General features: G+C 51.5%; 25 protein-coding genes. 12 read left to right on the top strand and 13 right to left on the bottom strand.

Annotation, left to right across the window (positions count from 1 at the left end; all coding sequences use genetic code 11):
- Window positions 1–92: 92 nt before the first annotated feature.
- Window positions 93–1,196: an iron-sulfur cluster carrier protein ApbC gene (gene apbC, locus ABWW03_RS07200; protein WP_353407341.1), complete on the bottom strand. Its 1,104-nt coding sequence runs from the start codon at window positions 1,194–1,196 to the stop codon at window positions 93–95.
- 406 nt (window positions 1,197–1,602) lie between these two features.
- On the opposite strand from apbC, the gene metG reads away from it, so the two are divergent.
- The 9 genes from metG (at window position 1,603) to ABWW03_RS07155 (ending at window position 11,473) form a co-directional block, all read left to right on the top strand.
- Window positions 1,603–3,633, top strand: coding sequence for a methionine--tRNA ligase (gene metG, locus ABWW03_RS07195; protein ID WP_353407340.1), 2,031 nt, complete (start codon window positions 1,603–1,605; stop codon window positions 3,631–3,633).
- 117 nt (window positions 3,634–3,750) lie between these two features.
- On the top strand, window positions 3,751–4,326 hold the full coding sequence (rsxA, locus tag ABWW03_RS07190) for an electron transport complex subunit RsxA (RefSeq protein ID WP_353407339.1): 576 nt from the start codon (window positions 3,751–3,753) through the stop codon (window positions 4,324–4,326).
- A 13-nt stretch (window positions 4,327–4,339) separates the two neighbouring features.
- Window positions 4,340–4,966, top strand: a complete 627-nt coding sequence (gene rsxB / locus ABWW03_RS07185; RefSeq protein ID WP_353407337.1) for an electron transport complex subunit RsxB — start codon at window positions 4,340–4,342, stop codon at window positions 4,964–4,966.
- On the top strand, window positions 4,963–7,527 hold the full coding sequence (rsxC, locus tag ABWW03_RS07180; protein ID WP_353407336.1) for an electron transport complex subunit RsxC: 2,565 nt from the start codon (window positions 4,963–4,965) through the stop codon (window positions 7,525–7,527). The genes rsxB and rsxC overlap by 4 nt, the downstream gene beginning before the upstream one ends.
- Window positions 7,527–8,579, top strand: a complete 1,053-nt coding sequence (rsxD, locus tag ABWW03_RS07175) for an electron transport complex subunit RsxD (RefSeq protein ID WP_353407334.1) — start codon at window positions 7,527–7,529, stop codon at window positions 8,577–8,579. The genes rsxC and rsxD overlap by 1 nt, the downstream gene beginning before the upstream one ends.
- Window positions 8,576–9,253 carry an electron transport complex subunit RsxG gene (rsxG, locus tag ABWW03_RS07170; protein WP_353407333.1) on the top strand — a complete coding sequence of 226 codons (678 nt, stop codon included), beginning with the start codon at window positions 8,576–8,578 and terminating at the stop codon, window positions 9,251–9,253. Before rsxD ends, rsxG begins: the two co-directional genes overlap by 4 nt.
- On the top strand, window positions 9,246–9,968 hold the full coding sequence (locus ABWW03_RS07165; RefSeq protein ID WP_353407332.1) for an electron transport complex subunit E: 723 nt from the start codon (window positions 9,246–9,248) through the stop codon (window positions 9,966–9,968). Before rsxG ends, ABWW03_RS07165 begins: the two co-directional genes overlap by 8 nt.
- Window positions 9,969–10,017: 49 nt before the next feature.
- The gene (locus ABWW03_RS07160) at window positions 10,018–10,722 is read left to right on the top strand and encodes a TetR/AcrR family transcriptional regulator (RefSeq protein WP_353407331.1); all 705 of its coding nucleotides are present in this window, start codon (window positions 10,018–10,020) and stop codon (window positions 10,720–10,722) included.
- 169 nt (window positions 10,723–10,891) lie between these two features.
- Window positions 10,892–11,473, top strand: coding sequence for a DUF4124 domain-containing protein (locus tag ABWW03_RS07155; protein WP_353407330.1), 582 nt, complete (start codon window positions 10,892–10,894; stop codon window positions 11,471–11,473).
- A 130-nt stretch (window positions 11,474–11,603) separates the two neighbouring features.
- Here ABWW03_RS07155 and ABWW03_RS07150 read toward each other — a convergent pair whose 3' ends face one another.
- From ABWW03_RS07150 to ABWW03_RS07140, 3 genes are all read right to left on the bottom strand, one after another.
- Window positions 11,604–13,172 carry a SulP family inorganic anion transporter gene (locus ABWW03_RS07150; RefSeq protein ID WP_353407329.1) on the bottom strand — a complete coding sequence of 523 codons (1,569 nt, stop codon included), beginning with the start codon at window positions 13,170–13,172 and terminating at the stop codon, window positions 11,604–11,606.
- A gap of 199 nt (window positions 13,173–13,371) precedes the next feature.
- Window positions 13,372–13,764, bottom strand: a complete 393-nt coding sequence (gloA, locus tag ABWW03_RS07145; RefSeq protein WP_353407328.1) for a lactoylglutathione lyase — start codon at window positions 13,762–13,764, stop codon at window positions 13,372–13,374.
- Between the two features lie 199 nt (window positions 13,765–13,963).
- A complete protein-coding gene (locus ABWW03_RS07140; RefSeq protein ID WP_353407327.1) occupies window positions 13,964–14,425 on the bottom strand; it encodes a hypothetical protein in 462 nt (153 codons plus the stop codon).
- 145 nt (window positions 14,426–14,570) lie between these two features.
- Here ABWW03_RS07140 and ABWW03_RS07135 point away from each other — a divergent pair, with 145 nt between their 5' ends.
- From ABWW03_RS07135 to ABWW03_RS07125, 3 genes are read left to right on the top strand one after another with little or no spacing between them, the layout of a single operon-like run.
- Window positions 14,571–14,966: a VOC family protein gene (locus ABWW03_RS07135; RefSeq protein WP_353407325.1), complete on the top strand. Its 396-nt coding sequence runs from the start codon at window positions 14,571–14,573 to the stop codon at window positions 14,964–14,966.
- A gap of 14 nt (window positions 14,967–14,980) precedes the next feature.
- Window positions 14,981–15,532 (top strand): GNAT family N-acetyltransferase, encoded by a 552-nt coding sequence (locus ABWW03_RS07130; RefSeq protein ID WP_353407324.1) that lies wholly within the window; start codon window positions 14,981–14,983, stop codon window positions 15,530–15,532.
- A gap of 54 nt (window positions 15,533–15,586) precedes the next feature.
- Window positions 15,587–16,078 carry a GNAT family N-acetyltransferase gene (locus ABWW03_RS07125; protein WP_353407323.1) on the top strand — a complete coding sequence of 164 codons (492 nt, stop codon included), beginning with the start codon at window positions 15,587–15,589 and terminating at the stop codon, window positions 16,076–16,078.
- A gap of 36 nt (window positions 16,079–16,114) precedes the next feature.
- Here ABWW03_RS07125 and ABWW03_RS07120 read toward each other — a convergent pair whose 3' ends face one another.
- From ABWW03_RS07120 to ABWW03_RS07080, 9 genes are all read right to left on the bottom strand, one after another.
- A complete protein-coding gene (locus tag ABWW03_RS07120) occupies window positions 16,115–16,702 on the bottom strand; it encodes a c-type cytochrome (RefSeq protein WP_353407322.1) in 588 nt (195 codons plus the stop codon).
- 69 nt (window positions 16,703–16,771) lie between these two features.
- A complete protein-coding gene (locus tag ABWW03_RS07115; protein ID WP_353407321.1) occupies window positions 16,772–17,263 on the bottom strand; it encodes a cytochrome c, class I in 492 nt (163 codons plus the stop codon).
- Window positions 17,264–17,272: 9 nt separating this feature from the next.
- On the bottom strand, window positions 17,273–17,812 hold the full coding sequence (locus ABWW03_RS07110; protein WP_353407319.1) for a methylamine dehydrogenase light chain: 540 nt from the start codon (window positions 17,810–17,812) through the stop codon (window positions 17,273–17,275).
- Between the two features lie 37 nt (window positions 17,813–17,849).
- On the bottom strand, window positions 17,850–18,434 hold the full coding sequence (locus ABWW03_RS07105; RefSeq protein ID WP_353407317.1) for a redoxin domain-containing protein: 585 nt from the start codon (window positions 18,432–18,434) through the stop codon (window positions 17,850–17,852).
- Complete coding sequence (locus tag ABWW03_RS07100) at window positions 18,434–18,970, bottom strand: MauE/DoxX family redox-associated membrane protein (RefSeq protein ID WP_353407316.1); 537 nt, start codon at window positions 18,968–18,970, stop codon at window positions 18,434–18,436. The genes ABWW03_RS07105 and ABWW03_RS07100 overlap by 1 nt, the downstream gene beginning before the upstream one ends.
- Window positions 18,970–20,193, bottom strand: coding sequence for an amine dehydrogenase large subunit (locus ABWW03_RS07095; protein ID WP_353407313.1), 1,224 nt, complete (start codon window positions 20,191–20,193; stop codon window positions 18,970–18,972). Before ABWW03_RS07095 ends, ABWW03_RS07100 begins: the two co-directional genes overlap by 1 nt.
- A gap of 368 nt (window positions 20,194–20,561) precedes the next feature.
- Window positions 20,562–21,986 (bottom strand): aldehyde dehydrogenase family protein, encoded by a 1,425-nt coding sequence (locus ABWW03_RS07090; protein WP_353407312.1) that lies wholly within the window; start codon window positions 21,984–21,986, stop codon window positions 20,562–20,564.
- Between the two features lie 88 nt (window positions 21,987–22,074).
- Entirely contained in the window at window positions 22,075–23,802 is a 1,728-nt protein-coding gene (locus ABWW03_RS07085) for an arylsulfatase (protein WP_353407311.1), read from the bottom strand.
- A gap of 48 nt (window positions 23,803–23,850) precedes the next feature.
- Window positions 23,851–26,124, bottom strand: coding sequence for a TonB-dependent receptor (locus ABWW03_RS07080; RefSeq protein ID WP_353407310.1), 2,274 nt, complete (start codon window positions 26,122–26,124; stop codon window positions 23,851–23,853).
- Window positions 26,125–26,537 lie beyond the last annotated feature (413 nt).

Genomic DNA, 26,537 nt, shown 5'->3' with positions numbered 1-26,537 from the left:
AAGCGAACCGTTGTTGGGTCATCGCCGGGGATAGGGTTGGCACTCCCCGGATCCAAAGCCGGGGAGCGGTATTCAGTTGCGTAGCGGCGCCGTTAATCGTCACTGAAAACCAATTCCGGGCCGCTATTTCCCTGCAGGGACTGTAGATAAAGCTGCGCAACCAACTTTGAGGCCGCCTCGCCATAGGCCATGGCCAAGGGGCTATTGGGAGACTTGACGACCGTTGGCATGCCGTTATCCAAATCTTCTCGCAATTGCTTATCGATGGGCAGCTTACCGAGCACCTCTATACCGTACTGACTGGCGATGCGCTCACCCCCGCCCTGACCAAAGATGGCTTCCTCGTGACCACACTGGCTGCAAACATGATGACTCATGTTCTCCAATACACCCAGTATCGGTACATTCACCTTGTTGAACATTTCAATGCCCTTCAACGCATCAATCAAGGCAATATCCTGGGGCGTGGTCACAATAAGCGCGCCACTGAGGGGGATCTTTTGAGACAGACTAAGCTGAATGTCCCCGGTACCGGGCGGCATATCAATCAAAAGATAGTCCAGTTCTGGCCAGGCGGTTTGCAATAGCAACTGCTGCAAAGCCCCCGCGGCCATGGGGCCACGCCAGACCATTGGCGTTTTATCGGTCACCAGATTCGCCATGGACATCACCGCCATGCCGAAGGCTTCCAGTGGGTACATCTGTTTTTCGGCTTTTACCCTGGGGCGCTGACCGTCCAAACCCAGCATATGACTCTGACTCGGACCGTAGATATCCGCATCGAGAATGCCCACTTTGGCGCCTGAGGCGGCAAGTGCCAAGGCCAGATTAACGGTTGTACTGGATTTACCCACCCCGCCCTTGCCTGACGCAATGGCAATGACATTCGCCACGGTTTCAAGACCTTCGATGCTCTCGGGCAAACAACGCACGGCCGACCAGCTGATATCAAGCTGTAACTCATCCACCGGGCTGTCCTGCTCTTGAATCAGCTGCTTGAAGGCTTGCTGCAATTGCTGTTCGAGCGACCAGCGATAGGTCCCAATCGGATAGGGAAAATGCAGCTTAAGGCTCAGACGGGTCCCTTCAACAAGCTGGGACTGCAAACAATTCAAGGTGCCAAGTTCCTTATGAAGAACGGGATCCAACACCCGATTTAACAACTCTTCGCTCAGTCGGCTCAGCTCAGGATTCATAATCTTTCTCTACCGCATTGGTTTGAATGTATTTGCCATGATGGGGACGCCCAAAGCAAATGACAATGCTTCGGCGTGCAAAATAAGGCAACTTATTCCTGTAAAACCCTCTATTCCTTTAACCTGGTCACGACACAGAAGCACAAAGCACTCAAACATCGCTCAGGAAATAAACAACTCCCCGGAATTCCACTGCATCAACACGAGCCAGTGCCACGACACGCAGACTAAGCTTATGCCTAAATAAAAGGGCTTTCGGAGTATTTAGCAACAAATTTGAGTGCTATAATCGGCGGGTTTTGCTGCTCTGTAACAGGCAGCCCAGGCATGTTGAAGAACATGTACACAAGATTATTCCGTTTGAACCGCCCACTGTGGGCACGTTAAAGAGAGCGAGTTTCTGTCAATGAGTCAGCGCCGTAAAATTTTGGTCACCAGCGCACTGCCCTATGCCAATGGTCCTATCCACCTTGGCCACCTGGTCGAATATATTCAAACCGACATTTGGGTGCGTTTCCAAAAACTGCGTGGCCACGATTGTCACTATGTCTGTGCGGACGATGCTCATGGCACAGCGATCATGCTGAAAGCCGAACAACTCGGCATTACCGCTGAAGAACAAATCGCGAATGTTAAAGCAGACCACGAAAAAGATTTCGCTGGTTTTCATATTGCCTTCGATAACTACGGTTCAACCCATTCGGAAGAAAACCGTCAGTACTCCGAATTGATTTACAAGCGCCTGCAGGAAAATGGCCACATTGCCAGCCGCACCATCACCCAGGCCTACGACCCGGAAAAAGAACTGTTCCTGGCGGACCGTTACATCAAAGGCACCTGCCCTAAATGTAAATCCGAAGACCAGTACGGCGATAACTGCGAAGTGTGTTCAGCGACTTACTCGCCAACCGAACTGATCAATCCGAAATCCGCCATTTCAGGCGCAACTCCGATCGCTAAAGATTCCGAGCACTTTTTCTTCAAATTGCCGGAATTCACCGATTTCCTGAAAGACTGGACTCGCAGTGGAACCTTGCAACCCGAAGTGGCCAATAAATTAGCTGAATGGCTGGATACTGGCTTACAGGAATGGGACATTTCCCGCGATGCCCCTTATTTCGGTTTTGAAATCCCAGGGCAAAGCGGTAAATATTTTTACGTTTGGCTGGACGCACCTATCGGCTATATGGCCAGCTTTAAAAATCTCTGCGACCGGGAAAACCTGGATTGGGACGAATATTGGAAAGCTGACAGCGACGCCGAGCTTTACCACTTTATTGGCAAGGACATTGTAAATTTCCACGCCTTGTTCTGGCCTTCCATCCTGCATTCTGTCGGTTATCGCAAACCAACGGCCGTGAACGTGCATGGTTTCCTGACGGTCGATGGCAAAAAAATGTCTAAGTCTCGCGGCACCTTTATTAACGCCGCTGCGTACTTGAACCATCTGGACCCGGAATACCTGCGCTACTATTTTGCTGCCAAACTAACCTCCAGCGTGGATGATCTGGATTTAAATCTGGAAGATTTTGTTCAGCGTGTGAATTCTGATTTGGTCGGCAAGGTGGTCAACATCGCCAGCCGTACTGCAAAATTTGTTCAAAAATCCGGTGGTGAGCTGTCCGGCACCATTGCCGATGCTGAACTGTGGCAGAAATTTCTGGATGCCGAAAACCACATTGCAGAGTTGTATGAGCAGCGCGAATACAGCAAAGCCATGCGTGAAATTATGGCTCTGGCCGATGCCGCCAACGAATACATCGCGGCGCAGGCGCCATGGAGCCTGGCAAAAGAAGAAGGCAATGAACAGAAGGTTTTGGACATTTGTAGCTTGGGTGTGAATATGTTCCGCGCACTGATGCGTTACCTCAAACCCGTCCTGCCCGCCACCGCTGAAAAAGCGGAAGTCTTCTTGGGTGAAACCCTGAGCTGGGAAGCGCCATTGAGCTACCGCGCTGGTGTCATCAATAAGTTTAAACCGCTGATGATGCGCATTGAGTCCGACAAAGTTTCCGCCATGGTAGAAGACAGCAAACAAGCAGCAGCCGAAGCAATGCAAGCCGTCGCAAAACCAGCCGCCAGCGGCCCCCTGGCTGAGGAACCGATTGCCGACGAAATTAACTTCGATGATTTTGCCAAAGTTGATTTACGTGTTGCCCTCATCAAAGAGGCTGAGCATGTCGATGGCGCTAAAAAATTAATGAAGCTGACCCTGGATCTCGGTGGCGAAACTCGCCAGGTATTCTCAGGCATTAAAAGCGCTTATGCGCCTGAAGACCTGCAAGGTAAGCTCACCGTTATGGTAGCCAACCTGGCGCCACGCAAGATGAAGTTCGGCCTGTCTGAGGGAATGGTGCTGGCCGCAGGGCCAGGCGATAAGGAAATCTATTTGCTTGAGCCGCACAGCGGCGCCAAGCCGGGCCAAAGGGTCATGTAAAACATTCCGTGAACACGGATGCGCTGAAACATCCGGTTCGCCCGCTGAATTAGCGAGTAAACCCATAGCAATACCGATTTTTCAAAAATCGGAGTGATGACAGATAGTGGAGCGACAATGGCTGATTTCGCCATTATTTTGATCAGCACCATACTGGTGAACAATTTTGTTCTGGTACAGTTTTTAGGACTGTGCCCCTTTATGGGCGTATCCAATAAACTTGAAACTGCCATTGGCATGGGTGGCGCCACGACCTTTGTGCTGACCCTCGCCAGTATTTGCAGCTATCTCGTCAATAATTATTTGCTATCCCCTCTTGGGCTGGATTACCTTCGCACCATTGCGTTTATTCTGGTCATTGCTGTTGTTGTGCAGTTCGCAAAAATGTTCATCGAAAAAACCAGTCCACTGCTGTATCGGGTGCTGGGTATTTTTCTTCCCTTGATCACCACTAACTGCGCCGTTCTGGGGGTCGCTCTGCAGAACACCAATAAAAACCATAATTTTATGGAATCGACCTTTTACGGCTTCGGTGCTGCCATTGGTTTTTCTCTGGTGTTGGTTTTATTTTCGGCCATGCGCGAACGATTGGCTGTTGCGGATGTACCTGCGCCCTTTCAAGGCGCCGCTATTGGCATGGTAACTGCCGGCCTGATGGCATTGGCGTTTATGGGTTTTGGAGGATTGGTGTAAACCGAATTAGCCCATGGATCTGAGTAACCTACACCCCCTGTTGTTAGCATTATTAGTACTTGGCGGTCTCGCCCTGTTGTTTGGTGCCATTCTCGGTTTCGCCGCCGTGCGGTACAAAATCGAAGGTAACCCTATTATTGACCAGGTTGATAATTTATTGCCTCAAACCCAGTGTGGCCAGTGTGGCCATCCAGGTTGTCGACCCTACGCTGAGGGCATTGCGAACGGCGAAGAAATTAATAAATGCCCGCCCGGCGGCCAGGAAACCATTAACGCAATTGCTGACTTACTCGGTGTGGACGCTCCGGAACTGGACGCCGAACACGGCGCCGAGTCTGACATTCCCCAAGTGGCCTATATTCGCGAAGACGAGTGCATTGGCTGCACCAAGTGCATCCAAGCCTGCCCAATGGATGCCATCCTGGGCTCTGCCAAACATATGCACACTGTGATCGTAGATGAATGCACCGGTTGCGACTTATGTGTCGAACCCTGCCCGGTTGATTGTATTGAAATGCGCGATGTTGAAATCACCTTGACCAACTGGAAATGGCAACTGCCTTCGCCGCTTGATGGCGTAAACCAGCAAACCATTATCGCGAGCGATCGCTCTCCCAATGTCGAGGGTGATGCCGCATGAGTCAGTTAATTTACCCTTTACGTGGTGGTGTGCATCCGCCGGAAAACAAACAACAATCCCTGCAGACAAAACTCCAACACAGCGCCATTCCCGCCGAGCTGATTTTACCGCTCAGCCAACACATTGGTGCTCCGGCAGAAGCGATCGTTAATATTGGCGACAAGGTTTTGCGAGGACAGATGATCGCAGAGCCGAATGGTCCGTTCAGCGCGGCCGTTCACGCCAGCAGTTCTGGCGAGGTCATTGCAATAGAACCCCGTCCAATTCCTCACAGTTCTGGCTTATGGGGCGATTGCATTGTTATTCGCTGCGATGGCGAAGATCGCTGGGTGCCACGGACTGAAACCGAAAACCCCTACGCGCTGGAGACTGATGAACTGCTGAACCGCGTTCGCCAATCCGGCATTGCCGGTATGGGCGGTGCGGGTTTTCCAACCGCCGTTAAGCTGCGTCCGCCCGCTACCAGCCCAATCGATACTCTGATTATTAATGGCACCGAGTGTGAGCCTTATATCACCGCTGACGATGTTCTAATGCAGCAACGCAGCGACGATATTATTCGCGGCTGTGCTCTGCTCGCTCATATGTTGGGCGAGCCTGACAATATTCTGATCGGTGTCGAAGACAACAAACCCGAAGCAATCGCGGCACTGGAACACTCTCTGGCCCATCTGGATGCCAGTGAAGTCCCGGGCATTGACCACATTAAAGTGGTGAGCTTTCCCACGAAATACCCCTCGGGTGGCGAAAAACAGCTCATTCAAATTCTGACCGGTAAAGAAGTCCCAAGCGGCGGACTGCCGGCACACATTGGAATCGTCCTGCAAAACGTTGGCACCACGGTGGCCATTTGGGAAGCCATCCGATATGGCAAACCGCTAACAGAAAGAATTACGACCGTGGTCGGTGAAAGCCTGAAGCAACAAGGCAATACTCTGGTGAGAATCGGTACGCCCAGCGCATTCGTTCTCAAGCAGTTTGGCTTTGACGAGGATCGCTGTGCACGTTTGATTGCCGGGGGCCCCATGATGGGTTTCAGCTTGCCCGACATAAACGCTCCGCTGGTCAAAACCAGTAACTGCTTGCTGGCACCCAGTCATCAGGAAATGCCTGATCCGGAACCTGCACAAGCGTGCATCCGCTGCGGGCATTGCGCCGAAGCCTGTCCGGCAAGCCTGCTGCCCCAGCAGCTATACTGGTACGCCCAGGCTAAAGATCACGATCGTCTGCAAGCACACAATCTGATGGATTGTATTGAATGCGGCGCCTGCGCCTACGTCTGCCCAAGCAGCATTCCTCTGGTGCAGTATTACCGTGCGTCGAAAGGCGAAATTCGCCAGGCAGCAATCGATAAAGAAAAATCCGACCGCTCCCGCCAGCGTTTTGAATTCCGACAAAAACGCATTGAAGCAGCCGAGGCTGAAAAAGAAGCCAAACGTCTCGCCCGCAAGAAAGCCGCCGAAGCTGCCAAGGCGAAAGCCGCAGCCAAGCCCGCTCCAGGCAGCGCCCCTGCCGATCCCGTTGCCGCTGCCATGGCTCGGGTCCAGGCTCAACAAGACGACCCAGCCGAGCAATTGGCAAAACTGGAGCGCGCCTTCAACAATGCCAGCAACCGCGCCAAGAGTGCTGAGGAAAAGTGGCAACAAGCGGAAACTGATGAACAGAAAGCCAAACTGGAAGCCCGCTTCAAGCAAGCGCAAGTGCGCATGAAAGACGCCGAAACAAAGCTGGCCGAATTTAAGCAAAGCCAGAACAGTAGCAGTCTGGCAGTCGACAGTGACGATCCGATTGAGCGCGCAAAGGCCAAAGCCCAGCAGCGCTTGAGCATGTCGCCACTGGAAAAAGCCCGGAACACACTGAACTCGCTGCAGGAACGCCTCAAAAAAGCCCAACAGAAAGCCGCCGAGGCCGATGAAGACAAGAAAGGGGCTATGAATGCAGCGGTCGACAAGCTCACACAAAAAATCAGTGACCTGAAACAGGAAATCACTGACCTGCAGGCCACTGCTCCTGGCCCTGGCAACGAGTCTCCTGTTGATCCCGACAGTATTGAAGATCCCATTGAACGCGCCAAGGCCAAAGCCATGCAAAGGCTGAGCATGTCACCGACGGAAAAACTGCAAAGCAGTTTAAAGTCCCTGGAATCTCGCCTGAATAAGAGCGAAGAAAAACTGGCGTCGGCGGACGCCGATCAACGTCCCGCCTTAGAAACGGCTGTCGCCAAATTGCAGGAAAAAATTGCGACCGTAAAACAGGAAATTCGCGAAGCAGAGCCATCAGACAACTCTCCGGCAGCCAGCGCATCAGAACCCCAAGTGGTCGCCGCCGTGGAAGATGCCGCCTCGGCCGCCATCGCCAAAGCGAAAGAAAAAGCCGCCGCTCAAGCCAGTATGAGTCCCGAAGAAAAACGGCAAGCACAGGTAGAATCCCTCAAACAGCGAATCGATAAAGCCCAGCAACGGCTGGACAATGCCATGGCCGAAAACAACGACAATATCGATGCCTTCAAGCTGGGCTTGGAAAAACTTCAAAACAAACTCGCTGAATTGGAGGCCGAATAATGTCATTCCTGCGCGCCAGTTCGCCGCACGCTCACGGTCGGATTGATACCCGTTCAGTCATGCGCACCGTTATCCTGGCGACGTTGCCGGGCCTCGCGGCGCTGACCTACTTCTTTGGTCCGGGCAGTCTGCTCAATATCATGCTGGCCTTGCTGTTTTGTCTCGCTGCGGAAGCGGCGATTCTGGCACTGCGCAAACGCCCACTCAGCTTCTATTTGCAAGATTACAGCGCAGCCGTGACAGCGGTTTTACTGGGTCTGGCATTGCCGCCCTATTGCCCCTGGTGGGTAGTGGCTGTGGCTAGCCTGAGCGCCATTGTGTTAGCCAAACAACTCTACGGTGGTATGGGCTATAACCCCTTTAACCCCGCCATGGTCGGTTATGTAGTGGTGCTGATATCCTTCCCTCTGCAAATGAGTCAATGGCCCGCTCCACTGCCTTTGGCCGAACAGCTGCCTTCCATTAGCGCCGCCTTACAGCACGTCTTTACCGGCGAAGGATTGGACGCCTACACCAGCGCAACTGCACTGGACATTGTGAAGCAAAACAACAGCCAGCTGATGAGTCAGGTTTACGCCGACAATGCACTGCTTCGTACAGGCGCCCTGGCGGGTGCAGGCTGGGAATGGGTGAACCTCGGCTTCTTAATGGGCGGCCTGTACCTGTTGTATAAGAAAGTGTTTACCTGGCATGCACCCGTCAGCATGCTCGCCGCGCTCAGCCTCTGTGCCCTGCTTGGTTATGATGCCGGCAGTTCACAATCTGGCGGCTCGCTGACTTTGCATTTATTCAGTGGAGCCACGATGCTCGGAGCATTCTTTATTGTGACCGACCCGGTGAGCTCTACCGTTTCCACCCGCGGTCGCCTGATTTTTGGGGCAGCTATCGGTGCTCTGGTGTACATCATTCGGGTATTGGGTAACTATCCCGATGCCATCGCCTTTGCGGTATTGCTGATGAACTTCGCCGCTCCTTTTATTGATTACTACACCGTACCGCGCAGCTATGGTCACGACAAAGCGCGCCGAGCGACGGAGAAGCAGGAACCATGAGCTTAGGGAATTCCATCAGTAGAAACGCAATTATCCTCGGCACCTTTGCCCTGCTCACGGCCGCCGTTCTGGCTGGCACCCAACTGCTCACCAAGGATCGCATTGCTGCCGCTCAACGCAAAGCCGCCGAACAGGCGCTGTTGGAAATCATTTCCAGTCTGCCGGACAAACACGACAACGATATGCTGGCTGAATCCCTGGAGATTCCGACGTCTTTGCAGGAAAAATTATTCTGGAGAGATTCCGAAAAAGTGCATGTCGCTAAGAGAGGCGATAAAGTATTGGCCTATCTGGTTCCTGCTACGGCACCGGATGGTTACAGCGGTGACATTAAAATTCTGATGGGCATTACCCCCGAAGGCACCGTTAGCGGTGTGCGAGTGCTGGCCCATAAAGAAACACCTGGATTGGGTGACAAGGTGGAGCTGAAAAAAAGTGACTGGATATTAAGCTTTACCGGGCGCTCACTGACTCCACAAAACGAAAGTGATTGGGCCGTAAAGAAAGACGGCGGTGACTTTGATCAATTTACCGGAGCAACCATTACGCCCCGTGCTGTCATCAAGCAAGTCAAAACCTCTGTCCAAGCCTTTCGCCAATGGCTGAACAATCAACCATCTGTTGAACAGCGTGAAGCAGCCCCCATCGCCAAGGTAGAATCCCACCATGAGTGATCAAACCGTAAATTACACCGACATCAGCAAGAACGGCCTCTGGACCAACAACCCGGCGCTGGTGCAGCTGCTCGGCCTGTGTCCACTGTTGGCCGTAACCGGCTCGGTGGTCAATGCCCTCGGGCTGGGGCTGGCCACCCTTCTGGTACTGCTCGGGTCGAACATCAGCGTCTCATTGATTCGTCATGCCGTCAGCGATGCCGTGCGGCTGCCCGCCTTCGTCATGATCATTGCTTCTTTTACTACGGCAACTGAGTTACTGATGCAGGCGTTCACCTACGAGCTGTATCAAATTCTGGGCATATTCATACCGCTGATTGTGACCAACTGTACCATTCTGGGACGTGCAGACGCCTTCGCCAGTAAGAACGGTGTCCTGGCCTCGACCGTCGACGCCGTAATGATGGGCCTCGGTTTTCTTATCGTCCTGTTGATACTGGGTGCGGCGCGGGAGCTGCTGGGCGCAGGAACCTTGTTCGCTGGCATGGATCTTCTTCTTGGACCCGTGGCGGAAAATTGGGAAATTGCGGTGTTTGGTAAAGACTATCCGGGATTGCTCGTTGCTCTTCTCCCCCCGGGCGCTTTTATCGTCACCGGATTTTTGATCGCCGCAAAAAATGCAATCGATCACTATCAACAACAAAAAGCCAAAGCCAAGCAGGCACCGAAAGCGGCCGGCAGCCGACGGGTTCGCACCACCGGCCATATCAGTTAGACTGATCAGCGATAGAGACTATTCGTCAGAGAAGGTACGACCCATCATCATGGCAGGTGAAAACGAAAACGACAGTAAGAACCTCGGCCTGGACATAAAAGGGCGTCAGCCGAGACGGGCCAACAGCCGACATCGTCGCAAGGAAATTCTTGAAGCCACCATGCGAATTATTGCCCGGGATGGTATCCGGGCTGTTCGCCACCGCGCCATTGCCAAGGAAGCCGAGGTTCCACTTTCAGCCACAACCTACTACTTCAAAGACATCAAAGACTTGATCAATGACGCCTTTGGTCTTTTCATCGAACAAAGTCAGGCCCGGAGTGCCTGGCTAAAAGCGCAGACTCTGGCCCTCTACCAGAACAGATTAGCCGAGCTGAGTGATAACGCACCTTCCGCCGCCCAACTGGAAAGCCTGTCGGTTGAAGCATCGGCTCTGGTCATGGAACACATTCGCCGCCAGGTAGATGACGTGGAATCGAGGCGCCTGGAACACGCGTTTCTCAACGAGACCCTGCACAACCGAAGCCTGGAAGAAAAGTATCAGGTACTTCGGGGGGAGATATTGACCGCCATCCAGCAATTTCTGGAACGGCTGGGCAATGACGCTCCGGAAGCCGATGCCCAATCCCTGCATGGGGTTATCCAATGGTTGGAATATCTATTGGTCGTCGAGAACAATCCTGAGAACTGGCAACTTGCCCAAATCACCCTACAACGCCATATTCAGCGCCTCTTCAGCCCAATAGAAAAATAATGTTTCCCGAATACGCACCTGAGCGGTTCAATCGACCGATTGAACGGTTTTCAGCTCCGATGGAATTGAGGTGGGGTTAACGGGTTGCATTCCCGAGTAGTGTTAATATGATGGACTTACCGGTGTGGTGCGTCCGGCTACAAAGTGTCAGATTTGAAGGTTTCCCAGGATGAACCCAGCAACCCTACAGAACCAAAGCTCCGCTTTTTTTCAAAAGCCAGTTAGCCACGTCATTTGTGCCTTAAGCCTCCTGGCGGCCAGCTTGGAATCACACGCTCAGATTTATCGCTGGCAAGACGAATCGGGAAAATTTCAATACAGCGACAAACCTCGTCCCGGTGCCACCCTGATCAAGGAAGCCGACGAAAAGCAGCCCGAAGTGATCGAAGCTCTGCCCTCTCAGGAAAAAGAAAACAACAACACCGAGGAAGTGTTAGCCGAAGGCAAAGAAACGCCCCCTCAGAAAGTGGTCAGCGAGCCCGAGGAAACTCTTGAAGTGGCCCCCGCTCAAGCCCAAACTCCCGCTCGAGAAACAACAGAGCTCAGCAAAACTATGAGTGAACGCGATCAAGCACGACTTAAGGAACTGAGTCGAAAGCATCGCCGCTGCGCCAGCAGTCGTACTCGTATGAGTAAACTGCAAACCCAATTCCAACAACGCAAGCTCGAAGGCGCTCCCGAACAAACGCTGGACTACTTGCGACGCTCAATCACACGACAAAATAAACTGGTCAGCCGCGACTGCAGTTGATTATACGTAACGCGAAGAAAGAAGAGCACGACTCTAAACAGCAGATAAAAAGCCGAAAAATTCAGGAGAGAGTTGCAAGGGAGAATAGCCAGAAGTCGATCCATTCGACTCCTGGCATAGACGCACTGAGTTAAGCCAGCACGTCCGTAGCAACGCGATAATTCGGATCTTCCATCACGTTCACTTCGCAAAGATCGCCGGCATTTTTCAACAATTTACGACACTCAGGACTCAGGTGACGCAAATGCAGTGTCTTGCCTTCTTTCTGATAACGCAGTGCCAATGCATCTAACGCTTCGATGCCCGAATGATCGCTGACGCGAGAGCGCTTGAATTCAATCACTACATGTTCAGGATCGTTCTTTGGATCAAATAATTCGCGGAAATGGCTGATGGAACCGAAGAAGATCGGGCCACGCAAATCATATACTTTGTAGCCGTTTTCATCTGTATAGGTATCGACCATGATGTGCTTCGCGTGCTTCCAGGCGAACACCAGTGCAGACACAATCACACCAATGATAACGGCGATCGCCAAGTCATAAACCACGGTCACGCCTGACACCAGAATCAGAATAAAGGCATCAGAAGGTGGAATCTTGCGAATGATACGCAGCGAGGACCACTCGAAAGTCCCCAGAACCACCATAAACATAATTCCAACCAGCGCAGCCAATGGGATCATCTCAATATACTGAGCGCCGAACAAAATAAAGGCCAGCAATACCAAGGCGGCGGTAATACCGGAAAGGCGACCACGACCACCATTGTTAATGTTGATCATGCTCTGGCCAATCATGGCACAGCCACCCATGCCACCGAAGACACCATTCACACTGTTGGCAATACCCTGCCCCACACATTCACGGTTGCCCTGACCTCGGGTTTCAGTAATTTCATCGATCAGACTCAGGGTCAGTAAGGATTCAATCAAACCAATGGCCGCAATAATGGCCGCATAAGGCAAGATGATCCACAGGGTTTCCAGTGTCATCGGTACAGCCGGGATCGCAAAGCTTGGCAACTCGCCTTTCAAGGTGGCGGTGGCCGCTTCTTCAGCAGGCAGGCTATCGCGAACAAAGTCGATAACTGAACGCGCCTCAAGATCCAGACCAATCACAATAAAGGTAACCGCGATAATCGCCACCAAGCCTGCAGGGACGGCCGTCGTCAACCGGGGAAGAAAATGAACAATCGCCATAGTCAGGGCGATCAGGCCCACCATGATCATTAGGGCTTCGCCCTGCATCCACTCAAGGCCCCCCGCGCCCTGTACTTTGAACTGCCCCAGCTGAGCCAGGAAAATCACAATGGCCAGGCCATTCACAAAGCCCAACATCACCGGGTGCGGCACCATTCGGATGAATTTACCTAGCTTCAATACACCCGCCAGAATTTGGATCAGGCCCGCCAGCAGTACTGCCGCGAATAAGTATTGCACACCATGCTGAGCGACCAGAGAGACCATGACCACGGCAGTGGCGCCCGTCGCTCCGGAGATCATGCCTGGGCGACCGCCAAAGACGGCCGTTAATAAGCCCATCATAAACGCCGCATACAGGCCCACCATCGGCTCAACCCCGGCGACAAACGCAAATGCCACCGCCTCAGGAACCAGCGCCAGAGCTACCGTCGTGCCTGACAGGACATCGTTCTTAACATTGTATTGATTCGCTTTTTCGTGAATCAGATTAAACATGTGAGCCTCGATTTATCAGAGTGCATTGCTATTGCCTGGGTGCCCCATCATAGGGCCCGTAGATTACGGTATCGTTTTAACGTCTAGACCAGAGCTGAAAAGGGGCCGGATTCTAACAGGTTTTGCTTGTGCAACCAATGAACGATCCAGACGCAGGCCGCCTGGATAATAAGGAAGAGAAAGGACTAATTCGAAGCGCCTACTGTAAACCGCGCTTGCCCAACAGCTGAATGGGGTAGCCATCAGGGTCTTCACAGAAGGCCAATATTGAGGTTCCCGCCTTCATCGGGCCAGCTTCACGGGTCACCTGGCCTCCCGCCGCCCGAATCTGTTCGCATGCCTGGTAGACGTCTTCGACCTCAACCGCGATATGGCCATAGGCATTACCAAGATCGTAATTCCCGGAAGCCCAGTTATAGGTCAATTCAAGAACGGTATTGCTGGCTTCATCACCATAGCCCAGGAACGCCAGGGTAAATTCACCCTCTGGATACTCCTGCAGGCGAAGTAGCTGCATCTGCATGACCTTGGTGTAAAAGGCGATCGAGCGCTCAAGATTGGCGACTCGCAACATTGTGTGCATCAAACGCATAGTCCGCTTCTCATAACAGATCTTTTTTTGCCCATTTGCGACAGGATTTCTCAAATGGGTAGCCGACTATGCGCCAGTACTTTTCCGAGGTCAAGAGACATTCGGCGAGAAGTAGATTCTAATCAAGAATCCCCTTCTGGCGACTATCACGGAAACCGACTTGTGGTGTTCGCTTAATTTCACACGCTTATAAAACTGATTAAAAACCCAGTGTCACCTGCAGTTTACCGGATGGTCGATGTCGATATTTACGGTGTTTGTATCGCTGGCCATTGTGAACATACACCTTGGCACCATAAGCGCTTGTACCGACACTAAAATAAACACCTTGAGCCGAAGAATAGCGGTAGCGATACGTGGGGCAGTATTGATGGGCATGCTCTACATAATAGTGATGACCATGGTCGTTATGGTAATGCCCATGGCTATGACCATGACGATGACCGTGGTTGTTATTGTGATAATGCGGCTGGTGATGGTGTCCACCGCTACGCCGCCAATGCTTGGCGCCTTTATGCCCCTTAATCGCAAACTGCTTCACTTTAGGGCTGTGCTGGTACACCTTTTTAGATGACGACTGGTGATAGCCATGGGCTATCAATTGACTGGAAAGCCCCAACGCAACAAGGGCCATTGAGATTGTCGATAATCGCTTTAGCATAATCGCCTCCCGGGCCTGGGCCCTGAACTTATCAACGGGTTTCAGCAAAGCTGCGAGTTAAAACTAAATCAGAAATATTAACTTGACCTTAACGAGCAGACCATTAGAGTCTTGTGGATACTATTTATATCCCTGAGGTGTGCCAATGGTGTTACCTGCCGATACTCCAAGAATTGTAGCCTACTTTTTTGTGCAGAACGCCCAGGCGTTTATTGAGTTTACGCAACAAGCCTTTGCCGCTGAAGAGTTAGGACGTGAAGAGGCCCAGGGCATGATACGCAACGCACAGTTGCGCATTCTCGATTGCACCTTTATGGTAAGCGAGGCGACCGAAATTGGTCCTCTGCAGCAAAGCCATTATCTCTACGTCGACGATGTCGATCACACTCTAGAGCAGGCGCTTAAGGCTGGCGCCGAGTGCCTGTTCGATGCCGAGGACATGCCCTACGGCGACCGCCAAGGCGGCATTAAAGACCCCTTTGGCAATTACTGGTGGGTCTCCAAACGCCTCACCGAAGAACCCTATTACCCACTGGGATAAGCATCAGGAATACCATGTCACAACAGACCACTTTGCAAAGTTTACCCCTGTCCACAGAACGTACTCTCATTCGTCAAGCCAGTATTGATGACGCCGCTTTTTTTCTGGAGCTGATGACTTCCGAAGGTTGGCTGAAAAACATTGGCGATCGCGGTATCTATACGCTCGCTGACGCTGAAGCTCACGTTCAAAACAATATTCTCAAGTCTTACCAGGACAACGGTTTTGGTATGTATGTGATTTGTGGGCCGCAAGGCGACGCCATAGGCAGCGCGGGTTTTATTGATCGCCCGACTCTGGAACACGTCGATATCGGTTACGCCTTTCTCCCCCATGCTTTTGGGCAAGGTTATGCCATCGAAGCCTGCCGCTGCGTATACCAATATGGCGTGGAGCAACTTGAGATCAAACCTGTCGTCGCCATCACGGCTTCGGATAATGAACGCTCAGGAAATTTATTGCTTAAATTAGGCTTCAAACGATTAGCGGACATTTGTCTTCCCGACAGTGGGGAAAGCGTGCATTATTACGTTGACCAACAACACCCTGAATATCCACGACACTAAACCACTGAACTCGAAAGCCGCCGCATCCGACATTCACTGCACTCGAAAATCACTATGTCCAAACATCAAAACGCCGAGCAATACCCTTACGCCCAAATGGCAGCGATCAATAATGTCGAAGTGCCCCATGTGAACCACTTGGAAACAGAAGAATTCTACCAATTGCTGGAGTCAGCCGATTATTGCGAATGCCTGCAGGATGACGATGAGGAAATCTTTGGTTTTATCGTGGCTTTCAGACATCAAAACCAGAACTATCAGGGATTTAACTTTCAATGGTTCCAGCAAAACTCTGAAGATTTTCTGTACATCGACCGCATTATCGTCGCACCCTGGGCACGCAGCCAGGGAATTGGCAAACGACTTTACGATACCGCCGCAAGTTGGTGCCGAGAGAACAATATTCGCCACTTAGTGTGCGAAGTGAATCAAAGCCCACCCAACCCGAATTCACATCATTTTCATCAGGCTTTGGGTTTTACGGCGCTGGACAATGTACAGCATCCAGAAGGGAAAACAGTGACCATGTATCAATGGCCACTGTAAAATCGAAAAGGTATTCGAGGAAAAGCGTAACTGCCTTTACTGTGCCGCGTAGTACTCTGCGACGGCCTTGCTCTGCTCATCGTTCAATTCATCGGCAATCACTTTCATAATCGGGTGCTTACGCTTGCCGCTGCGGTAATCACGCAATTGCTTCAGCAAGTAAGTCGCCTTCTGTCCGGCCAGGTTAGGCCACAACTCATCTACGGTCTCACCTTTCATACCATGGCAGGAAACACAGCGAGCGCGAACGTGCGCACCAGGCATTTCGCTGCTGTTTTCTACCTGCTTCGCTTTCGCGCGGGGTTGGGCAGCATAGTACTTTGCCAACGCATCAATCTGCTCATCACTTAACGACTGTACAAAAGGTTTCATAGTGGGTTCAATGCGAATGCCATCGCGAATATGACGAATTTCTTGGGCGAGATAGCCGGCTTTCTGCCCCGCCAGATTGGGCCAGATATCATTGTTGGATTGCCCTTTCATACCATGGCAAGTCGCACACATTTGTAACTGGGGTTTAATATCAACCGCCAATGCATCAAAAGCAATGAACGAGAACAGCAGAGCTGTCAGGGTTCGGTGCAATGCACGGAAAGACGCTCGATTAAACAGGGAAAAAATCATAGCTTGATTCTCTATATAGCCAATCATCGATTATGACGTTCAAACGCCACTTATTTTGTTTAACGCTTATTACTTAAGCGGTTGGTCCGGTAGCTCTTTGATGATGCCTTGTTGCAACATATCGTTGAGCAGCTTCTTGCGAAACTCAAAGGCTTCAAAAAGTGGATCTTGGCGAAGTCGGGCCACTTCTTCCACGGTATAAGGTTTGAAATTTTCCGGCAAACTGTCACCAGAGATATTCAACACGATCCAGTTTAATGCTTCGGTCAACTGCTCATCATTAAGGGCGGCATTTGCAGAGCCCGGCACCTGCACCAAATAGTCGCGGCCAGCATCAAATTTTAAAAAATGACCGACAAAACCGTTCATGTGAGGCACCGCTTTTTCACCCTCACCTGCCGGTCCATGACAGCCCCGGCAAAACATTTTGTAGTTGAACTCGGCGCGTTGCTCCCGCTGCTCAGCCGTGAGAGGCGGCTTGCTTTCGGCTGCCCAGAGCGAACTCAGGGGCAGCACCGTCATCAGCAGGGGCGCGAGTGTTTTCATCATCGCTACTCGCATGTTTATACCCTACTGCTCGAAAGCCAAACCAACGACAATCGCCGTTGAACAATGATAAACCGAACTGTTTGCACCCAGGCACCAGTTCACATCATTAGACTTGTCGGCACGGTACAAAGGACGATCACCTTCATCGCGCTGACACAAACAACTGCCGCATTGAGTTGTACCGCAGCAATCGTTGTAGGAGATTACATAGTTACGACCATCCACTGGGTTACGGCAGGTGCCGATCCAGGTAATGGGAGACATTTCGGTTCCTGGCGGACAAGTGTTGTAAGTACCGCCACAGCACTCACACAGAAAGCCGTCAACGGCACAATAACGCCAGTAGTCACAGCTGGCAGGATCACCGGCTTCGCTATCCTGGGGAAGGCGATTGTCTTGAGGCAATTGTTGCCCGCCGTCAGCCGCCCGAGCAACGGGCAATAATGGAATGGAGCCCGCGCCAACCAAAGCTGCACCCAGACCACGAATAAAACCGCGACGGGAGCCTTTTTGGGCGGCGGAACGAGCTGTTTTTTCAAATAACTTATCGAATATGGACATGAATCAGGCCTCTACTCTGTTGTTCTTATGAGAGCGCTTACCGCCCTGCCATATACTCTTGAATGGAAGCCACATCACGCTCTTTGGCTTCAAATAAACTGTCCAGATGCTCGCGGGAATTTACAATGCCCATCGAAGCAACATTGCCCTGCTCATCAATCAGAACAGCATAGGGTAACTTGGCTACACCATAGGTTTTGCCCAGCAATTCAGAAACAATGTACGGAAAACTTCCCAGATCCTGAGCCTTGGCAAACGCTTGGTGGTCATGTTGTTTCCCGTCACTGGCCAGAACCAAATCCAACCAGTCGGATTCCGCCGCCGCCGCAGAACGCAATGCAGGCAGTAGGGTTTTACAGATCGGGCAGTCGGGAGATACCCAGAAAACCAACTGGGACTTATCGCGAACACCGCCGATATTCACCATTTGATTCGCCAATGCCTGCAAAGACAGCTCAGGGGCTTTTTGCCCTACTTCCAGCTTTTGATTCATGGCCAGCGCACCGGCAGGAGCCACACGCTCATAGAGCACACCAATCTGACGAATCAGGGCATAATTAATAATCGCCATGACGATCAGCCCAATCCACAAAGCGATATTGGATACGACGAGAAATTCCATTAACGAGACCTCATTGCTTCAATGCGCTGGGCATTGGCCAGTAAGCCTTCCCAGCAGCTGTAAGCCAAACTAAATACAATTGCCAAAGCCAGGGCCAACCACAGTTCAGCGGCCATGACATAGGGCTCACTGGCAGCAAACAGGGCCAGCAACGCCAAAACAAGATTGCGCCACAACAGAGCGGGACTGATTTTCAAGGCCACCGCTGGCCCAGAACAACCACAGTCCATATCACGCTTGCCCTGCAACCATTGTGCACTGAGTAAGGCACCATAGACCAACATCAGCAGCGCGCAAGCGATCGCGGCAAGGGTCTTGCTGAACGGTAACAACAAGCCCAGAGCTATCAGGATTTCACCAGCAGCGATCGCTCTCACCGTGGCGATACCCTGCAGCGACCTAGGCACATAAGCGTAATTCTGCATCAGGTTTTCATAGTAATGCTGATTGTCTGATAACAACTTATGCCTCGCTGCATGCAAGAGCAACCAAACCAAAAACAGCGCTACGGCTTGAGCCAGCAAAGAAACCAACATCAGTAGGCCTTGTTCACGAGTAACGGCGTGACATTACCAAAATCGGAGATGGTCTGAATCAGACTGCCGTCTTTTGGATCAATAATATCCAGATTCAAATCGCCATTGGTCACGACCAGCTTGGGCGCTTTGCCACGAGTCACCGCAATGGAAATACCCCAACCTGGCAATTTGATTTTGCGCAGGCGCTTTTTGCTTTTGGGATCGATAATCCAAACGTGGCTGCCGCCGTGAGTCTGAGTGCCATCCGCGCCATTTTCGTGGGCGATGATGTACATTAAACCCTGCTCGTCTTTATCGTTCAGCACCAAGCCGCCTGGGCGCCAGTTGGTTTTGCGTTCTTCCGGGGTCAGCAACTCCCAGGTTTCAACGAATTTGGCAACGTCACCGCGCAGATCAACCGTGTGCATCTTGCCGGCAAAGCCTGGAAAATAGGCCATGCCATCGACAATCGCAGGACGCTCAAAGATAGGGGTTTTATCCGTATCAAAAAACGGTTTAACGCGATGTTGGGAAGCTTTCTTACCGGACGCATCCAGCACTGTCGTCAACAAACCGCCATTGCTGCACAATGAAGTCACACTGCGCTCACCTGTTGGGTAGGTCAATACGCAACCCGGTGTACCAATGACATCGATGACTTCACGCTTGTCCAGATCCACAACAGAGAAAGACGCCGCCGGGCTGAAGTTCGCCACGTATAAAAAACGCTCGTCTTTCGACAAGCCCATCGCATAACGTTCAGGCAAGGCGGTCAGACGTGTGGCATCTTTCCAAACAATTTCCTTTAGAATTTTAAAGGTGTTTTTATCGTAAATCGCCAGAACATCTTCGCGAGGTCCACGTGAGCCACGTGCATGGAACGATTCCATAATGTAGAACTCATTACGGCCTTGGGCGGCTTTAAAGTTGCCCAGAAGGTTCTTATCCGCGATAGCTTTAATACGCTTGGTAGGATTCTTCTCATCGACATCGAGAAGAATAATTTTGCCACCAAACATACTGAAAAAGGCAGCTTCATCCACATACATCCAGGATTCAGGAAACGTGTCCGGCAAGGTACGCACCGCACCGGTTTCTTCAATCGGTAACGGCGGCAAATCAGGACGCGGGGCTTTCGCAGGGGCTTGCTTGGCAGAGGCAAAAGCCAGGGATGACAGCAAAACAGAAGATGCCAGAACGCTGCAAGCGCCCAGACGGAGCGCACTCCTTAGAGATTTCATAATCGATTCCACGGCATTTTTATCGTTTATTATTCGCTGATGTCACCTGGCACTACACACCAGGACGTCATCAACAACATCATACCCCATAACATACCGGCATGGGATAAACGGATCTAGTCTGTAAGTGAAGCAAAAACTTGTCTGATTGTGCAAAGTGCTCGCTTCGCATAGCAAATTGACTGCGTCCTCCAGAGATAAAAAATGCGAGCCCAATATCGATGAAGAGATAAGGGGCCCGCCAAGTCACATTAGATAATGAGACACAACAAGCTCTGCACTGACTCACCGCACTCAAAAAAGTGCAAATACCCAGTACATACCACTGGAGACGTTACCGTTTTTACCACTTACTCTACTAAATAGAATTAACTCTTATTGATAATCACGGACTGAATGCTGGTGTACTCTTCCAGACCATGGGTCGAAAACTCCACACCGAAACCGGATTGCTTAACACCACCAAACGGAACGTTCGGCTGAATCGCAGCGTGATTGTTAATCCAGGCCGTACCGGATTCCAGGCGCATGGCCAATTCGGTCGCTTTACTCAGGTCACTGGACCAAACCGAACCACCTAAACCGTTCTCATTATCATTGGCCAACTGAATGACCTCGTCGATATCGCTGTACTTAACAATCGGCAAGATCGGACCAAACGGTTCTTCGTCCACCAAACGCATACCGTCTTTAACATTGGTCACAATGGTCAAAGGGTAGAAATAACCGGGGCCTTCATGATTCTCGCCTCCAACCAAAAATTCCGCGCCCTGAGCTTTGGCGTCTTCCGCCAAACTGATGACTTTGTCCAGTTGATCGCGGTTGTTTACGGGGCCGTAATCCATACCCTCTTCCAAACCGTTACCCAATTTCGCAGATTTGGCGATGGCCACCAGTTCGTTCGCCAATTCATCGTGAATGCTTTCGTGCACGTACAATCGTTTCAGCGCGGCACAGGTTTGGCCACTGTTGGTAAACGCCGATGCAAAAATACGTGGCGCCATCGTTTTAACATCCACATCGGGCAGAATGATGCCCGCATCATTGCCACCCAATTCCAGAGTCAGGCGTTTGAGGTTTACCGAGGCGCTCTGCATGATTTTTCGACCGGTCGCAGAAGAACCCGTAAATACAATTTTGCTGATGTCCGGATGAGTGCTCATCGCGGAGCCAATTTCGCCCTCACCGGTGACCACATTCAAAACACCCGCAGGCAATACACTCTGAGCAAGCTCTACAAATTTAATGGTCGACAGCGGTGTATAACTCGAAGGCTTAATCACGACCGTGTTACCCGAACGAATGGCTGGGATTACATGCCAGATGGCAATCAGCAACGGCCAGTTCCAGGGCGTGATGGAACCCACAACACCCAGAGGCTTACGGTGCACTTCGGCACGAATGTCATCATCGTCCTGCAACACTTCAACAGGCAATTCCAAGGCCGCATTGGAGCGACACCAAACCGCCGCGCCGCCTACCTCAAAATAAGCACCCTGGCCGCCGAAGGCCTGCAAAGGGCGCCCCTGCTCCTGGGTAATTAACTGGGCCAAATCGTCGATGTTGGCTTCCAGCAAATCCGCCAATTGCAGACAAGCTTGTTTGCGGGTGTCATTGTCGGTCGCGGCCCATGCTGGAAACGCCGCTTTCGCCGCCGCCACAGCCTGATCCAATTGTTCTACTGAGGTATCCGGCGCCTTGGCCAGCACGGTTTCGGTGGCCGGATTAATAACGTCAAAGCTTCCCGCTCCCGCTACTTTTTCACCATTAATAATCAAAGAATAATCTGACACTGTCTATCTCCCGCTGCTGTCATAATTTGCTACCCGAGGCAGCTGTTGTACTGCACATTTCGCCCGACCTTGAGGCGGTGCGAATCCATTAATAACCCGACACCCAATTCGGCAGAATGACATTATTTCTGCGCGCATAGTCATCCCATAAGGTGATGAGTTGCTTGAGTTTGTCGGGGTTCTTTAAGGCTAAATCTTGTTGCTCGGCGCGATCGTTTCGAATGTTGTATAAGCGCCACTGACCATTGCCCATGGGGCTCGGCATATGTGTCGCCTTCCAATCACCTGAACGCACCACACGCTTGCCAAACAATTCGCTGATAAAATTCACCGGCGCCATCGGCTTGCCCTGCAAGGCCGGCAAAATGGAACGCCCACTGATCGGATGGACAGCCGCCTTATCAGCAGAAGGCTTTTTGTCTGCCGCCGCTCGCACACCGACAATGTCCAAGATGGTGGGCACCATATCCTTGACCCGAACCAGCTCATCTACCCGTCCGGCCTCGATGGCCTTTGGATAGCTCAGGAAAGCCGGGACATGTGAACCGCCTTCACTACTGAAGCCCTTATAACCATAAAAACCTGGTGCGCCGGCCCAAGCCCATTCCGGACCGTAAAAAACGTAACTATCCACTTTTCCCATCGCCTCCAAACTGAAATCGTGATTGTTCATCACCCAGTTGTAGACCTTGGGAAATTGATCTTTCGGCCAGGTCGCGTCGACATCATGACCTTCCGCGCCATTGTCAGACAGGAAGATCACTAATGTATTGTCCAACTCGCCCTGCCGTTCAAGGCGCGCCAACAGACGACCGAGATGCTTGTCCATTTCGGTGACCATCGCCGCGTAAATTTCCATGGCCCGGATCGACTTGGATTTCGCGTCACTGGATAAGCTTGCCCACTGTCGGCTACCCGCAGGCATGGCCGCCGGTTCACCCGTGACTAAACCGAGCGCTCGCTGCTTAGCAAAGCGCTCTTTATGCAACTGTTCATAACCCTGATCGTATTTGCCTCGGTATTCCGCAATGGCTTGCTCAGATGCCTGCAAAGGCCAATGAGGCGCCGTAAACGCGAGGTAGGCAAAGAAAGGGTGTTGAGGTTTTTCCTGCTTGCCAGACTGAATATAGCCAAGCAACTGATCGACATAAAACTGTGAAGAGTATTGAAAATTGTCCGGCAATGTCGTCAGCAAAACGCCATCTTCACGATAACCGGCTTTCTGTTCTTTATATTGTGCATAGGCCGGTTTCATATCAGCATAATGACTGGCGCCACCGGATAACAGCGCGAAGGAACGATCAAATCCGTGGGACTCCGGCCCCTGCCCTTCCCCTTTGCCCAAATGCCATTTGCCGGCCATATAGGTGTTGTAACCGGCTGATTTTAAAATCGTCGCCAAACTTTCAACGCGCTGATTCAAGTACCCTTCATAACCGGGCTTTCCGCGTTGATTGTCTGCCAGTTCTTCCGCCATATTGCCCAGTCCGGCCAAATGACTGTCCACCCCCGTTAACAGCATCGCACGCGTTGGAGAACAGGTAAATGCGGTATGAAAATCGGTAAACTGTACGCCCTGTGCAGCCAGACGATCAATATTCGGGGTATTAATTTCGCTGCCCAGATAACCCAGGTCCGCGAACCCCAGGTCGTCCGCTACTACGAGCAAAACATTGGGGCGCGGTGAATCTGCCTGGGCATGCGAGCAGATACCCAAGGTCAGAAATGCCATCAGAATTCGTACAAACAAACCTGCCATGGCATCACTTTTCTGCCAGCTCAGTTTGATGTCGCTTGATATTATTTTTTTATTCACCACGCCGACTCATGCCATGCCCCGGCGAGCCGGGGCGAATTGTCTTACTTAGAAGTTGTAGCTAAACGTTGCACCGAACCAACGTGGTGGTGCATAGAAAGACGTCGCACCCAGGGCACCCAAATCCAGGTTGTAGATACGATACTCTTCATCCGTAATGTTCTTGGCCCACAGAGCAACCTTCCAGCTCTCATCACCGGAGGTGTAAGAGATGTTGGCATTCCAAACGGAGTAAGACTCTTCGAAAGACACATCAGAGTTAGTCACTTCCAGATACTGATCGCCATACGCTGCACCGTCCAACTGAACAGCCATGTTACCGCCGGCCATATCCCAGTTGTAACGACCCAGGAAGTTTGCGCTGTAATCAGGTGCGTTCGGCATTTCATTACCGGAAATAGTGCCGCCGTTCGCGTCAAATACGGTATCAACTTCAGAATCATTCAACGCCAGACCAAAGATGAAGTCCCAGTTCTCGCCAGGCGTCAGGAACAATTCGATCTCGCCACCTTTAACGGTTGCATCGGAGTTGTCCACCTGTGGCGTCAAACCTGTCAAAGCAAAGGCCTGATAATCTTGATAGTCGTAGTAGAACGCTGTGGCATTCAAGCGAGCGTAATCGGTCAACTCAGTTTTAATACCGATTTCATAGGAGTGCAGCGTTTCTTCCTGGTGCTGGAAGTTTGTCGTAGAAGGTAAAACACCGGCATTCACTGACCAGTTACCACCTTTAATGCCACGGTTGTAGCTGACAAATACCAAGGTCTCATCGGACGCACGCCAGTCCAACTGAACTCGTGCGGCGTAATCACCGTAATCGATCGTGTTCTGAGGCAAACCACGCACAACAGAAATTGTCTGGCTCGGCGTGTTCACATCACCGTAGGTATTTACGAAGTCGATGTCTTTATCATCTTGCGACCAACGCAAACCGGTGATCAATGTCAGGTCTTCGCTCAGATCGGTTTCCAGCTGGCCGAATACAGACCAGTTACGGGAGTCCAGATTAACGCTGTAATCGGTAGCCGCACCATTGGGTACAACGATGCTGTCAGGTGCGCCCACGCCAGGAGGTGCCCAATCTGCACAACCCAGAACCGTACCATCCGGCAAAGTCGGAGGCGCAATTGCACCTGCGGCACAACCACCTACTGCACCGGGAATACCGGCAGTAATCGCGCGGTTGAACTGTTGCATATCCAGGTAGTAAGCACCAATCTGCCAACGCTGGGTCTCGCTCTCACCGGACAAGCGGAATTCTTGAGAGAACTGTTCATAATCCGCAATAGTCGTGAAGTTCACCGCCAAAATTGGGAAGCCATCACCGTCTTCGGTGTAGAACTTGTCCATCTCGGTGTAGTTTGTGATGGACACAAACTCCAGACCATCGCCGACTTCTTTTGTCAGCTTGGCGGTAACGCTGGTCGCTTCACGGTCAAAGTAACCTTCGTATTCAGAATCGTGCTCAAAAGGACGCACAACGGTATTGTCACGCACACCCAGGCCGGTTTGCGGATCAACAGCGGCACCGCCCTGTGAGAACACCACATAACCACCGGTTGGTACGTCGTCGTCTTTGCTGTACTTAATGCTCAAATCCAATGAGGTGGCTTCATCGACGTCAATCTGTAATTGACCGCGAAGCGCGTAGCCATCACGACCGCCCAATGCGCGTACGCCAGGCTGAGTGGCCTCAACATAACCATCACCTTCTTCCCAACGGGCAGAGAATCGACCGCGAACATTGTCACCCAGAGCGCCACCGACAGCACCTTCAATGGAACGCGTGCTGTACTCAGATACCGAAACATCCACATAACCGTTGGTTTCATCATCTGACGCGTCACGGCTGACATAGTGAATCAAACCACCCGTTGCATTTCGACCAAACAGCGTACCCTGTGGGCCACGCAATACTTCGACACGCTCGACATCGAACAACTGACCGGAGATCGCATTCATAGAACCGATGTAGACGTCATCGGAATACACGGCAACCGGCGCTTCCAGGTTATCGGTGAAGTTGTTCTGAGAAACACCACGCAGGTTAAAAGTGGTGATGGTTGGCGACCAGGTGTTCACCTGTAAACCAGGAACTTGCTGGGTAATCTCGGTGGTATTCGTCACACCAAGCGCTTTCATCTGATCACCGCTGAATGCCGATACAGACACACCCACATCTTGCAGGTTCTGTTCACGCTTCTGCGCGGTTACGGTAACTTCTTCCAAAACAGCTGCTGAACTGTTGCTGGCAGCAATGGCAAGCGTCAATAATGACAATGAAAATTGACGCCCTCGACTGGCGGTAATTGATTTCAACATAGCTTCCTCACAAATCCCAAAGTGTTGTTATGATTGTTCGCAAAATCCAGGAAGAACACAGGCATAGCTTAAATGACTGGACTCGGCTTAAAGACAATAGCTCACGTGTTGTTATAGCTGCTGAGCGCAAATTGTCACGGTTGATGTACGGGCCTGAATATTATGTTTTACGCCCTTTTCCAACCATGTCTGGCAGTTTAATCCCTGACAAGTCGATATTTCTTGCACCAGAGTGAAAAGAAAAATTGACGCTAAGGGAAAAATTGGCGTTTAAAATGATGGCTACGCCACAAACAATGGCTCTTAGTTATTCGCTAAACAGTTGATTTCTATCGAAAATAGAGCCCTGAAATTAAAACCGCCCTGCGTTACGACAGCCGATTAACGAAAGCACTAGCGGCAAATAAACACCC

This window comes from Pseudoteredinibacter isoporae, from assembly GCF_040372805.1.
GTDB lineage: Bacteria > Pseudomonadota > Gammaproteobacteria > Pseudomonadales > Cellvibrionaceae > Pseudoteredinibacter > Pseudoteredinibacter isoporae_A.
Note: the sequence above shows the minus strand (reverse complement) of the source record. Positions and strands in the feature narration are given on the sequence as shown.